Consider the following 12,979-nt stretch of genomic DNA (forward strand, 5'->3'; position numbering starts at 1 on the left):
CGTCATTGCTCCTTGGCTTCGTTGCGGCCCAAGTGGAAGGCAGTGATGGCTGCGGCGAGCAGCAGCATCGAAGCCAGTTCGACCACCAGCAGGTACGGGCCGAACAGGCTGATGCCCACGGCTTTCGCGTCTACGGTGGTGTGGCCGATGGCCTGGCCGCTCTGGTGAGCGAACAGCACATACAGCAGTTCACCCAGCAGCAGGGCTGCGAGGACAACCGGGCCGAGCCAGATGCCGGGCTTGAGCCAGACGCGCTCCTGGGCGACCGAAGCCGGCCCCAGGTTGAGCATCATCACCACAAACACGAACAGCACCATGATGGCGCCGGCGTAGGCGATCACTTCCAGCACACCGGCGAACGGTGCGCCGAGGCTGAAAAAGGTCATGGCCACGGCGATCAGCGAAATGATCAGGTAGAGCAGGGCGTGCACGGGGTTAGTGTTGGTGATCACGCGAAGCGTGGACACCACTGCAATACCCGATGCGAAATAGAAAGCGAATTCCATCTTTCTTCCTTAAGGCAGCAAGCTCTTCACGTTAATCGGCTCGGCTTCGTTTTGTGCGGCGCCTTTTGGCTTACCGGCAACGGCCATACCTGCAACACGATAGAAGTTGTAATCAGGGTTTTTACCGGGACCAGAGATCAAAAGATCTTCTTTCTCGTACACCAGGTCCTGACGTTTGAACTCGGCCATCTCGAAATCCGGCGTCAGCTGGATCGCGGTGGTCGGGCAAGCTTCCTCGCAGAGGCCGCAGAAAATGCAGCGCGAGAAGTTGATGCGGAAGAAGTCCGGGTACCAGCGACCATCTTCGGTTTCAGCTTTCTGCAGGGAAATGCAACCCACCGGGCACGCCACGGCGCACAGGTTGCAGGCTACGCAACGCTCTTCGCCGTCGGGGTCGCGGGTCAGTACGATGCGGCCGCGATAGCGCGGCGGCAGGTACACCGCTTCTTCGGGGTATTGCAGGGTGTCGCGTTTGCGAAAGCCGTGACCGAACACCATCACCAGGCTTCGCAACTGGGTACCGGTACCCTTAACGATGTCGCCAATATATTTGAACATGGGTCAAATCCTCACTGAACCGCGGCAGCGGGCGTGTTCAACAACACGACGGCAGCCGTCACCAGCAAATTGATCAGGGTCAGCGGCAGGCAGAATCTCCAGCTGAAATCCATCACCTGGTCATAGCGCGGGCGCGGAATCGAGGCGCGCAGCAGGATGAACAGCATGATGAAGAACGCGGTCTTCAGGAAGAACCAGAAGAAGGCCAACTGCGGCAGGATGCCAAACGGACCGTGCCAGCCGCCGAAGAACAGCGTGACCAGCAGGGCCGAGATCAAGATGATGCCGATGTACTCACCGACGAAGAACATGCCCCACTTCATGCCGGCATATTCAATGTGGTAACCGTCGGCCAGTTCCTGTTCCGCTTCCGGCTGGTCGAAGGGGTGACGGTGAGTCACGGCCACGCCAGCGATGAAGAAGGTGCAGAAGCCGAAGAACTGCGGAATGATGAACCACAGGTTCTGCGCCTGGTACTCGACGATGTCGCGCATGTTGAACGAGCCAACCTGCACCACGATGCCCATCAGTGCCAACCCCATGAACACTTCATAGGATACGGTTTGGGCCGAGGCACGCAAGCTGCCCAGCAGGGCGAACTTGTTGTTGCTCGACCAACCGGCGAACAGCACCGCGTATACCGACAAACCGGCCATGGCGAAGAAGAACAGCAAACCGATGTTCAGGTCCGCCACGCCCCAGGTCGGGGTGATCGGGATGATCGCAAACGCAATCAGCAAGGCGCTCATGGCTACCACCGGTGCCAGGGTGAAGATCACCTTGTCGGCAAACGGCGGGGTCCAGTCTTCCTTGAAGAACATTTTCAGCATGTCGGCAGCGATCTGGAACATGCCGAACGGGCCAACGCGGTTCGGACCGTAACGGTCCTGCCACCAGCCCAGCAGGCGGCGTTCGACGAAGCTGAGCAGGGCGCCCGCGACGACCACGGCCAACAGGATCACGATGGCCTTGACCACCGAGATGATCACGTCAATTACTTCCGGCGTGAACCAAGTCATTGCGCTGCCTCCTGCAGACCGTCAACGGTTTTGCCGAAAATGGCTGGCGGAATACCGGCGATGCCTTTAGGCAGTGCAACCAGGCCGGCACCCAACTCATCGTTGATACGCAGCGGCAGACGCAAGGTCTGGCCGGCCACGTTGAGGCTGAGCAGGGCACCGTCGTTGACGCCCAGGCGGTCGGCTTCGGACTTGGCCACGGACACATAGGCGGCAGGAATGCGCTCTTGAACCGGCGCGGCCTTGGAAGAAGTTTCTTCGCTGCCGAACAGGTGGAAGAACGGCACGACTTGCCAGGTGCCCGGCGCCGGGTTGAACGGACGCGGTACCGCAGCGAACCAGTTCAGCGAGTCACCGCTGGTTTCGATCAGGCGAGTGCCCGGGTCGCCAGCGCGGATGTGACCACCGACTTCGTCCTGGAACTTGTTCCAGGCTTGCGGCGAGTTCCAGCCCGGCGACCAGGCAAACGGCACCTGCTGACGGGGTTCGGCCGAACCCGAATAACCTTCCATGGAGAAGGCAAACGCGGTGTCGTTGTCTTGCGGGGTACGTGGCTCGTGCACGCTGATGTCAGCACGCATGGCGGTACGACCGGAGTAACGCAGCGGCTCACGTGCCAGTTTCAGGCCCTTGATGCGGAACGCGGCAGAAGGCGCGGCATCCACGATACGAGCAAGCTGCGGCGCGCTGGCGGCGGTGGCAGCGGTCACGTGGTCGAGTTGGGTCCAGTCGATCGGCTGGTTCAGCAGGGTGGCGCGCAGGGCATGCAGCCAGCGCCAGCCTTCGTGCACCAGGATGCTGGCGTCCATGTACTTCGGATCGAACACCTGGAAGAAGCGCTGGGCGCGGCCTTCCTGGCTGACCAGTGTGCCGTCGCCTTCGGCGAAGGTGGCGGCTGGCAGCACCAGGTCGGCGCGGTCGCTGGTGGCGGTCTTCTGGTGGTCGGCGACGATCAGCACTTTGGCCGCGTCCAGTGCAGCGTCAACCTTGGCGGCAGCGGTGCGGGTGTACAGGTCGTTTTCCAGCACCACGATGGCGTCGGCGTTGCCGTCGATCACCGCTTGCAGCGCCGCGTCCACGGACTCGCCACCGAGCATTGCCAGGCCCAGGCTGTTGGCTTCCGGCACCACCAGGCTGATGGAGCCATTTTTGTCGCGCAGCTTAAGGGCCTTGGCGATGTTGGCGGCGGCTTCGATCAGCGCCTTGGAACCCAACGAGGTACCGGCAATGATCAGCGGGCGCTTGGCCGCCAGCAGGGCGTCGGCAATGCGCTGAGCCAACTCGACAGCTTCAGCGTCCAGGCCTTCAACGGCGGGTGCGCTGGCGTCGAGGGCGTGGGCCACGGCGAAACCGAGGCGCGCCAGGTCGTCCGGCGCGGCGTGTACGCATTCTTCAGCGATGTCGTCGAGCTTGGTTTCAGCCAGGGAAGCGATAAACAGCGGGTTCAGCGCGTGCTGGCCGATGTTCTTCACGGCGGCGTCAAGCCAAGGCTGTACGCGCATGGCGTCGGCCATTTCTTCGGCCTTGCCTTTGACCGACTGACGCAGCGACAGCGCGATGCGTGCAGCGGTCTGGGTCAGGTCTTCACCGAGTACGAAGATCGCATCGTGGTCTTCGATGTCGCGCATGTTCGGCACTGGCAGCGGGCTGTCGTTCAGCACTTGCAGGACCAGGCGGATGCGCTCCAGTTCACCGGCTTCGATGCCGCTGTAGAAATGCTCTGCACCCACCAGTTCACGCAAGGCGAAGTTGCTTTCGAGGCTGGCGCGTGGCGAACCGATACCGACGATAGTGCGCCCGCGCAACAGGTCGGCGGCTTTATCCAGCGCGGCGTCCAGGCTCAGCTTGGCGCCATCGGCCAGCAGCGGCTGGCGCGGACGGTCTTCGCGGTTGACGTAGCCATAGCCGAAGCGGCCACGGTCGCACAGGAAGTACTGGTTGACCGAACCGTTGAAGCGGTTTTCGATACGGCGCAATTCACCGTAGCGCTCGCCCGGCGAGATGTTGCAACCGCTGGAGCAGCCATGGCAGATGCTCGGTGCGAACTGCATGTCCCACTTGCGGTTGTAGCGCTCGGAGTGGGTCTTGTCGGTGAACACACCGGTGGGGCAGACCTCGGTGAGGTTGCCGGAGAATTCGCTTTCGAGCACGCCGTCTTCAACGCGACCGAAGTACACGTTGTCGTGGGCGCCAAAGACGCCCAGGTCGGTGCCGCCGGCGTAGTCCTTGTAGAAGCGCACGCAGCGGTAGCAGGCGATGCAGCGGTTCATTTCGTGGGAAATGAACGGGCCGAGGTCCTGGTTCTGGTGGGTACGCTTGGTGAAGCGATAACGGCGCTCGTTGTGGCCAGTCATCACCGTCATGTCTTGCAGGTGGCAGTGACCGCCTTCCTCACAGACCGGGCAGTCGTGGGGGTGGTTGGTCATCAGCCATTCGACAACGCTGGCGCGGAACGCCTTGGACTCTTCATCGTCGATGGAGATCCAGGTGTTGTCGGTGGCTGGGGTCATGCAGGACATGACGATACGACCACGGGTGTCGTTTTCGTCTGTGTATTGCTTGACCGCACACTGGCGACAGGCACCGACGCTACCGAGAGCGGGGTGCCAGCAGAAATACGGGATGTCGAGGCCGAGTGACAGACATGCCTGTAACAGGTTGTCCGCCCCATCGACTTCGAGCGCTTTGCCGTCTACGTGGATAGTGGCCATGGTTCAAAGTTCTTCGTTGGCCCGTTGTCAGCGGGCGTGGCTAATGGAATCTTGTTATTCATGTGCATCTACACAGCCTTTGCGGCGTCAGCACATGAGAAAAGCGAAGGGCACGGACCCTTCGCTTCTTTAAGCTCTACGCACCGACCATGGTCGGTGATACCACCTGAGTGAGTTCGCCCGCGCGTGTTGGCGCGATGCCGGCTTCGAATTCAGGGCGGAAGTATTTGATTGCGCTGCCCAATGGCTCCACGGCGCCCGGTGCGTGAGCGCAGAAGGTCTTGCCTGGGCCGAGGAAACCGACCAGGCCGAGCAGGGTTTCGATGTCACCCTCGCGGCCTTCGCCATTTTCCAGGGCCATCAGCAGCTTGACGCTCCACGGCAAACCGTCGCGGCATGGGGTGCAGAAACCGCAGGACTCGCGGGCAAAGAACTGCTCCATGTTGCGCAGCAACGAGACCATGTTCACCGTATTGTCCACCGCCATCGCCAGGCCAGTACCCATCCGGGTGCCCACCTTGCCGATGCCGCCGGCATACATCTGTGCGTCGAGGTGCTCGGTCAGCAGGAAACCGGTGCCGGCGCCACCTGGCTGCCAGGCTTTCAAGGTGTAGCCGTCGCGCATGCCGCCGGCGTAGTCCTCGAACAGCTCGCGAGCGGTCACGCCGAACGGCAGCTCCCACAGGCCAGGGTTCTTGACCTTGCCGGAGAAACCCATGAGCTTGGTGCCCATGTCTTCGCTGCCCTCGCGGGCCAGGGATTTGTACCAGTCCACGCCGTCGGCGATGATCGCCGGCACGTTGCACAGGGTCTCGACGTTGTTCACGCAGGTCGGCTTGCCCCATACGCCGACGGCGGCGGGGAAGGGCGGCTTGGAGCGCGGGTTGGCGCGGCGGCCTTCGAGGGAGTTGATCAGTGCGGTTTCTTCACCGCAGATATAACGCCCGGCCCCGGTGTGCACGAACAGTTCGAAGTCGAAACCGGAACCGAGGATGTTCTTGCCCAGCAGGCCGGCGGCCTTGGCTTCTTCCACGGCACGGTTGAGGTGCTTGGCGGCGGTGGTGTACTCGCCACGCAGGAAGATATAGCCACGGTAGGTCTTGAGCGCACGGGCACTGATCAACATGCCTTCGATCAGCAGATGGGGCAGTTGCTCCATCAGCATGCGGTCTTTCCAGGTGTTCGGCTCCATTTCATCCGCGTTGCACAGCAGGTAGCGGATATTGATGGATTCGTCTTTGGGCATCAGGCCCCACTTCACGCCGGTGGGGAAGCCCGCACCGCCGCGGCCCTTGAGGCCGGCGTCCTTCACGGTCTGGACGATATCGTCCTGGGCCATGTCGGCGAAGGCTTTGCGCGCGGCGGCATAACCGTTCTTGGCCTGGTACTCGTCGAGCCATACCGGCTCGCCGTCGTCACGCAGGCGCCAGGTGAGGGGGTGAGTCTCGGCCGAACGCTTGATCAGGTTGGCCGGGCCGAAGGAAGTCAGGGTCATGGGTAGCCCTCGAGCAATTGGGTGACGCCAGCGGGCTGCACGTCACCGAATGTGTCGTCGTCGATCATCAACGCCGGCGCCTTGTCGCAGTTGCCCAGGCAGCACACCGGCAGCAGCGTGAAGCGGCCGTCCGGGGTGGTCTGGCCGAGGCCGATGCCCAGCTTGTTCTGGATCTCGCTGACCACCGACTCATGGCCACCGATGTAGCAGACCATGCTGTCGCACACGCGAATGATGTGGCGGCCAACCGGCTGGCGGAAGATCTGGCTGTAGAACGTCGCCACGCCTTCAACGTCGCTGGCGGGAATGCCGAGGATCTCGCCGATGGCGTAGAGGGCGCCGTCGGGCACCCAGCCACGTTCCTTCTGGACGATCTTCAGGGCTTCGATAGACGCCGCGCGCGGGTCTTCGTAGTGATGCAGCTCGTGCTCGATGGCCGAGCGCTCGGTTTCACTCAAGGTGAAACGGTCTGTCTGGATAAGCGTGCTGTTCATGCTTAGCGGTCCACGTCGGCCATAACGAAATCGATACTACCCAGGTACGCAATCAAGTCCGCGACCATCTCGCCTTTGATCACCGAAGGGATCTGCTGCAAGTGGGCAAAACTTGGGGTACGAATCCGGGTGCGGTAGCTCATGGTGCCGCCATCGCTCGTCAGGTAATAACTGTTGATACCCTTGGTCGCTTCGATCATCTGGAAGGATTCGTTGGCCGGCATCACCGGGCCCCACGAAACCTGCAGGAAGTGCGTGATCAGGGTTTCGATGTGCTGCAGCGTGCGCTCTTTGGGCGGCGGCGTGGTCAGCGGGTGATCCGCCTTGTACGGGCCGGCCGGCATGTTGCGCATGCACTGCTCGATGATCTTCAGGCTCTGGCGCATTTCTTCGACGCGCACGATGCAACGGTCGTAGGCATCGCCATTGGCCGCCAGCGGTACTTCGAACTCGAAGTTCTCGTAGCCGGAGTACGGGCGCGCTTTACGCAGGTCGAAGTCGCAACCGGTGGAACGCAGGCCGGCACCGGTGACGCCCCATTCCAGGGCCTCTTTGGTGTTGTACTGCGCGACGCCGATGGTGCGGCCTTTGAGGATGCTGTTGTCCAGGGCGGCTTTCTGGTACTCGTCCAGGCGCTTGGGCATCCAGTCGATGAATTCCTTGACCAGGCGTTCCCAGCCGTTCGGCAGGTCGTGGGCCACGCCGCCGATGCGGTACCAGGCCGGGTGCAGGCGGAAACCGGTGATGGCTTCGATGACCTTGTAGGCGCGCTGACGGTCGGTGAAGGTGAAGAACACCGGGGTCATGGCGCCGACGTCCTGGATATAGGTACCCAGGAACAGCAGGTGGCTGGTGATGCGGAAGAACTCGGCCATCATGATGCGGATGGTGTCGACGCGGTCCGGTACCTTGATGCCGGCCAGCTTCTCGACCGAGAGCACGTACGGCAGGTTGTTCATCACGCCGCCGAGGTAGTCGATACGGTCGGTGTACGGGATGAAGCTGTGCCAGGACTGGCGCTCGGCCATCTTCTCGGCGCCACGGTGGTGGTAGCCGATGTCCGGGACGCAGTCGACGATCTCTTCGCCGTCCAGTTGCAGAATGATACGGAAGGCACCGTGAGCCGAAGGGTGGTTCGGGCCCAGGTTGAGGAACATGTAGTCCTCGTTGGTGCCGGAACGCTTCATGCCCCAGTCTTCGGGGCGGAAGCGCGCCGCCTCTTCTTCTAGCTGCTGCTTGGCCAGGTTGAGGCTGAACGGGTCGAATTCGGTGGCGCGGGCAGGGAAGTCCTTGCGCAGCGGGTGACCTTCCCAGGTCGGCGGCATCATGATGCGCGTCAGGTGCGGGTGGCCCGGGAAGTCGATACCGAACATGTCCCAGACTTCACGCTCGTACCAGCTGGCGTTCGGCCAGATACCGGTGACGGTCGGGATGCTCAGGTCGCTCTCGCTCAGCGCGACCTTGATCATCACATCGCTGTTACGTTCCAGCGACATCAGGTGGTAGAACACGGTGAAATCGGCGCCGCTCGGCAGGCCCTGGCGCTTGGTGCGCAGACGCTCGTCCACGCCATGCAGGTCATAGAGCATGACGTACGGCTTGGGCAGGTTGCGCAGGAAGGTCAGGACTTCGACGAGCCTGGCACGCGCCACCCACAGCACCGGCATACCGGTGCGTGTGGCCTGGGCGGTGAAGGCGTCAGGGCCAAAACGGTTATTGAGTTCGACAACCACATCCTGGTCGTCTGCCTTGTAAGGCGGGATGTACAGAGCACTGCCTGTAGTCATGGTTTTTTATCGCTTTCGGTCAACGTAAAGAATGAAGCCAGGTTTTCGTTCTATAAAAGAAGCGGTGCTGGATCAGACTTCGTCGGGGCTGCGCAGGTTGGTGACTGCGATTCGCTGTTCGCGGCGCTGTTCCTTTTGAGACGGCATCTCGGCGCGATAAACGCCTTGATCACCGACCACCCAGGACAGTGGGCGACGCTCCTTGCCAATCGATTCCTGCAACAACATCAAGCCTTGCAGGAACGCTTCGGGACGGGGCGGGCAGCCAGGCACGTAGACGTCCACGGGCAGGAACTTGTCCACCCCTTGAACGACCGAGTAGATGTCGTACATGCCACCGGAGTTGGCGCACGAACCCATGGAGATAACCCATTTCGGCTCGAGCATTTGCTCATAGAGACGCTGGATGATCGGCGCCATCTTGATAAAGCAGGTCCCGGCGATAACCATGAAATCCGCCTGGCGCGGCGAGGCCCGGATAACTTCGGCGCCAAAGCGCGCGATGTCGTGGGGCGCCGTGAAGGCGGTGGTCATTTCCACGTAGCAGCACGAAAGGCCGAAGTTGTACGGCCACAGGGAGTTTTTACGCCCCCAGTTGACCGCGCCACTCAGCACGTCTTCCAGCTTGCCCATGTAGATGTTTTTGTGGACTTGGTCTTCTAACGGGTCGGAAACGGTTTCTCGTTCGCCGATGGGGTACTGCTCGTTAGGAGCATCCGGGTCGATCCTGGTGAGATTGTATTGCATTGCCAAAGCCTCATTGTTTCAGCTTCGCTTGCCGCTTGCGACGAGCTTCCGGAGCCCAGTCAAGGGCGCCCACTCGGAACAGGTAGACAAGACCTGCCAACAGAATTGCTATGAAAACGAGAGCTTCGACGAATCCGGTCCAGCCGCTTTCGCGGACGGACACAGACCATGCAAAGAGAAAGAGGGCTTCGATATCGAAGATCACGAACAACATCGCGACCAGATAGAATTTGGCTGAGAGCCGCAAGCGGGCGCCACCTGTAGGCAGCATGCCGGATTCGAACGGTTCGTTTTTGCTGCGGCCCCAGGCTTTTGACCCGAGGAGGCTGGACACGCCGAGCATGAAGGCGCAAAGGCCTACAACACCGAGAAGGAAAATGGCAAAGCCCCAGTTGTGGGCCATGAGTCCTGTCGCGTCGGTCATGCTGGAAATCCTTAACAGAGAGCAAAGGTCTCTGAGCTCGAAAAAGTAACGATGCAGTGACGATATGTCGCACTGCAATCAATCGCGGTGATTTTATGGCTAAACACCGGGCAAGTAAAATTCCCAGGGCGAAATTATTCGGTGGAATAAGCACATAGTGCACCTTCTTGGGGCTGTAGCCCTTGTGGTGTGGGCATTAGCGGGCTTTTCATCAATTATGTTTTGTTTAAGCTGTAACGAAGTTTTCGGGTGCCAAATGATAATGAATATTGTTTGCGAGGGGTGTAAGCGAGTGTTTCTCATGTGGCGCGGGAAGTTACCGTTACTTGCTTGAGTGTCGCTTAGTTGTCGCAACGGTTCTTTTAACCGATCGGATGTGCGCGGATACCGCTCTGGATCAATGTTTTTAGAAAAAAACTATGGATAGGGCGCGGTCAATGTGGGAGCTGGCTTGCCTGCGATGGCGGCGGATCAGCTGAAACACCTGCCTCTGACCCACCGCCATCGCAGGCAAGCCAGCTCCCACCATTGATTTTCGGTGATTCCTAGGCAAAAAAACGCCCCGAACCAGTCGGGGCGTGATTGTTGCGCGGCACTGCGGTTAGGTCTTCCGTGGGGCCGCAGTGGCCGTGTACGCGGTACTTAGTGGAACTGCTCTTCTTCGGTCGAACCGGTCAGCGCGGTCACGGACGAGGTGCCGCCCTGGATCACGGTGGTCATGTCGTCGAAGTAACCGGTGCCCACTTCCTGCTGGTGCGCCACGAAGGTGTAGCCTTTGGCGGCGTCAGCGAATTCCTGCTCCTGCAGCTTCACGTAGGCTGTCATGTCGTTGCGGGCGTAGTCGTGCGCCAGGTTGAACATGCTGTGCCACATGTTGTGAATGCCGGCCAGGGTGATGAACTGGTGCTTGTAGCCCATTGCCGACAGTTCGCGCTGGAACTTGGCGATGGTCGCGTCGTCCAGGTTCTTCTTCCAGTTGAAGGAAGGCGAGCAGTTGTAGGACAGCAGTTGGTCCGGGTATTCCTTCTTGATCGCTTCGGCGAAGCGACGGGCTTCGTCCAGGTCCGGCTTGGCGGTTTCGCACCAGATCAGGTCGGCGTACGGCGCGTAGGCCAGGCCGCGGGCGATTGCCTGGTCGAGGCCGGCGCGCACTTTATAGAAGCCTTCCTGGGTACGCTCGCCGGTAACGAATGGTTGGTCGTACGGGTCGCAGTCCGAGGTCAGCAAGTCTGCCGCGTTGGCGTCGGTACGGGCCAGGATGATGGTCGGTGTGCCGGCAACGTCAGCGGCCAGGCGGGCAGCGGTCAGCTTCTGCACGGCTTCCTGGGTCGGTACCAGTACCTTGCCGCCCATGTGGCCGCATTTCTTCACTGACGCAAGCTGGTCTTCGAAGTGCACGCCGGCAGCGCCTGCTTCGATCATGCTCTTCATCAGCTCGTAGGCGTTGAGTACGCCGCCGAAACCGGCCTCGGCATCAGCCACGATTGGCGCGAAGTAGTCGATGTAGCCTTCATCGCCTGGGTTCTTGCCGGCTTTCCACTGGATCTGGTCGGCACGACGGAACGAGTTGTTGATGCGCTTGACCACGGTTGGCACCGAGTCCACCGGGTACAGCGATTGGTCGGGGTACATGGATTCAGCGGAGTTGTTGTCCGCTGCCACTTGCCAGCCGGACAGGTAGATCGCCTGGATACCGGCTTTTACCTGCTGGACTGCCTGGCCGCCAGTGAGGGCGCCCATGCAGTTGACGAAATCTTTGTCGGGACGGAAAGAAGGCTTGGCACCTTGGGTGACCAGGTTCCACAGCTTCTCGGCGCCGAGTTTTGCAAAGGTGTGCTCAGGTTGGACCGAGCCACGCAGGCGGACGACGTCAGCAGCGGAATAAGCGCGGGTCACGCCTTTCCAGCGTGGGTTTTCAGCCCAGTCTTTTTCAAGGGCTGCAATTTGCTGTTCGCGTGTCAGTGCCATGGGGAAAAACCTCGTCGCGTCTTGTTTGAAGTATCCGTTTGCCAGCCCGGCATTCGTTGCCTGGGTAGGGTTGCTCGCTGACCAGAAGCTTTGGTGTTCAAGTCAAATCTGACGGAGGTAGGCGACGGTATGAACGATGGGGCTCAAGGGGGAGTTGAGCAGGTAAGGGCAAACTGCGAACGGTCTTCGGGCGTCGTGGGCCTTTGTACGATCCATCAGTGTGTAGCCGGGTTACCTGGTTGGCTTCCGTCCCTCGGGACAACTTCGTTCCAGTCGCAACCAACGTCAAACACACCTTGTGGGCGGTACAGACACGAATCGGCTCAGGTGGGTAGCTTAGAGCGGCGATCCGAAGGCCCTTGCCAGGGCCCCTGATTAGCGGGAGCGAGGCCATCATGCCCATGCTTTTTTGGCTCGTCAAATGTTTTGTAGTGCTTTTTTTAAGGCACTACATCTTTAGTCTAATGCGACTTGCCAGTCAGTTTTTGGTGCCTCAGTTCAGGGTGTCGACCTTGACCCGCAAAGTCAGGTCATCGCGGCCCTGAGTAGAGTAGCTGCGGGTTGTAGAGGATTTGTCCGCCTGGGTTTCACGATTGATGCCGGCCAGGGGGATCCATTCGCCCAGGCGGCCGCTGACGGTTGTGTCGGTGCTTTGCACGTTCACTACATCGGGACGTTCCTGGCTCATGCGGTCACGGTTGGTACTGATGGCCAAGTGGACGGTCTCGCCGGTGACGCTGGCGGTCACGTAAAAACCCTGGGTGACGTTGCGATACTGGGTCTGGTTTTGCAGGCGGCCATAGCTATCCTGTTGCGTGGTGGTCAGCGGTACACTCTGGCCGACCTGGATCAGCGCGGGCACGCCTTCGCTGGCCTGGATCTGCTGCACGCCACCGTCGCGGCTGGCAGTGCCGTAGCTGATGATGCGGGTCTGGCTGTCACCGCTGTTCTGTTGGTTGTTCTCGTTGGTATCGACGGTGATCAGCAGGCGTTTGGCCGGTGTATCCAATTGGCCGAGCAGTGCGCGCAAGCCCTCGATCCTGGCGGGCTCAGCGTTAACGATAAGCTGGTTGCCGTAGGCGCTGACGGTGCCGTCCTTGCCAATGAAGTTCTGCGCCACGGGCAGCAGGTCGGCGCTGGTGCGGTTGTTCAGGTTGACGACTTCAGTGGCGGCCATGGCGCAAGCGCTGACGGTCATCACGAGGGCGGTGAGCAGGGTGCGTAGGGACATGTCCGTTATCTCTGCGAGTCATTTGCTTGATAGTGCCAG

11 protein-coding genes are annotated in these 12,979 nt (G+C 60.7%); all 11 read right to left on the minus strand.

Translation table 11 applies throughout. From position 1 onward, the window contains the following. Positions 1-2 precede the first annotated feature (2 nt). Positions 3-506: an NADH-quinone oxidoreductase subunit J gene (nuoJ, locus tag HBO10_RS19325; protein WP_003174726.1), complete on the minus strand. Its 504-nt coding sequence runs from the start codon at positions 504-506 to the stop codon at positions 3-5. A 9-nt stretch (positions 507-515) separates the two neighbouring features. Then, the gene (nuoI, locus tag HBO10_RS19330) at positions 516-1,064 is read right to left on the minus strand and encodes an NADH-quinone oxidoreductase subunit NuoI (protein ID WP_003174725.1); all 549 of its coding nucleotides are present in this window, start codon (positions 1,062-1,064) and stop codon (positions 516-518) included. An 11-nt stretch (positions 1,065-1,075) separates the two neighbouring features. Further along, on the minus strand, positions 1,076-2,083 hold the full coding sequence (gene nuoH, locus HBO10_RS19335; RefSeq protein ID WP_003174724.1) for an NADH-quinone oxidoreductase subunit NuoH: 1,008 nt from the start codon (positions 2,081-2,083) through the stop codon (positions 1,076-1,078). Next, positions 2,080-4,794 carry an NADH-quinone oxidoreductase subunit NuoG gene (gene nuoG / locus HBO10_RS19340; protein WP_034127886.1) on the minus strand — a complete coding sequence of 905 codons (2,715 nt, stop codon included), beginning with the start codon at positions 4,792-4,794 and terminating at the stop codon, positions 2,080-2,082. The genes nuoH and nuoG overlap by 4 nt, the downstream gene beginning before the upstream one ends. Positions 4,795-4,930: 136 nt before the next feature. Beyond that, positions 4,931-6,289 (minus strand): NADH-quinone oxidoreductase subunit NuoF, encoded by a 1,359-nt coding sequence (gene nuoF / locus HBO10_RS19345; RefSeq protein ID WP_034127885.1) that lies wholly within the window; start codon positions 6,287-6,289, stop codon positions 4,931-4,933. Beyond that, complete coding sequence (gene nuoE / locus HBO10_RS19350; protein WP_003174721.1) at positions 6,286-6,783, minus strand: NADH-quinone oxidoreductase subunit NuoE; 498 nt, start codon at positions 6,781-6,783, stop codon at positions 6,286-6,288. The genes nuoF and nuoE overlap by 4 nt, the downstream gene beginning before the upstream one ends. A gap of 2 nt (positions 6,784-6,785) precedes the next feature. Beyond that, positions 6,786-8,570 (minus strand): NADH-quinone oxidoreductase subunit C/D, encoded by a 1,785-nt coding sequence (gene nuoC, locus HBO10_RS19355; RefSeq protein ID WP_003192111.1) that lies wholly within the window; start codon positions 8,568-8,570, stop codon positions 6,786-6,788. A 72-nt stretch (positions 8,571-8,642) separates the two neighbouring features. Further along, a complete protein-coding gene (locus tag HBO10_RS19360) occupies positions 8,643-9,317 on the minus strand; it encodes an NADH-quinone oxidoreductase subunit B (RefSeq protein WP_003174719.1) in 675 nt (224 codons plus the stop codon). Positions 9,318-9,327: 10 nt separating this feature from the next. Next, a complete protein-coding gene (locus HBO10_RS19365; protein ID WP_003192109.1) occupies positions 9,328-9,741 on the minus strand; it encodes an NADH-quinone oxidoreductase subunit A in 414 nt (137 codons plus the stop codon). Positions 9,742-10,383: 642 nt separating this feature from the next. Then, positions 10,384-11,709 carry an isocitrate lyase gene (gene aceA, locus HBO10_RS19370; protein ID WP_003174717.1) on the minus strand — a complete coding sequence of 442 codons (1,326 nt, stop codon included), beginning with the start codon at positions 11,707-11,709 and terminating at the stop codon, positions 10,384-10,386. Between the two features lie 493 nt (positions 11,710-12,202). Beyond that, positions 12,203-12,940: a secretin N-terminal domain-containing protein gene (locus HBO10_RS19375; RefSeq protein ID WP_014718909.1), complete on the minus strand. Its 738-nt coding sequence runs from the start codon at positions 12,938-12,940 to the stop codon at positions 12,203-12,205. Positions 12,941-12,979 lie beyond the last annotated feature (39 nt).

Source organism: Pseudomonas sp. WS 5503, from assembly GCF_012985385.1.
GTDB lineage: Bacteria > Pseudomonadota > Gammaproteobacteria > Pseudomonadales > Pseudomonadaceae > Aquipseudomonas > Aquipseudomonas paracarnis.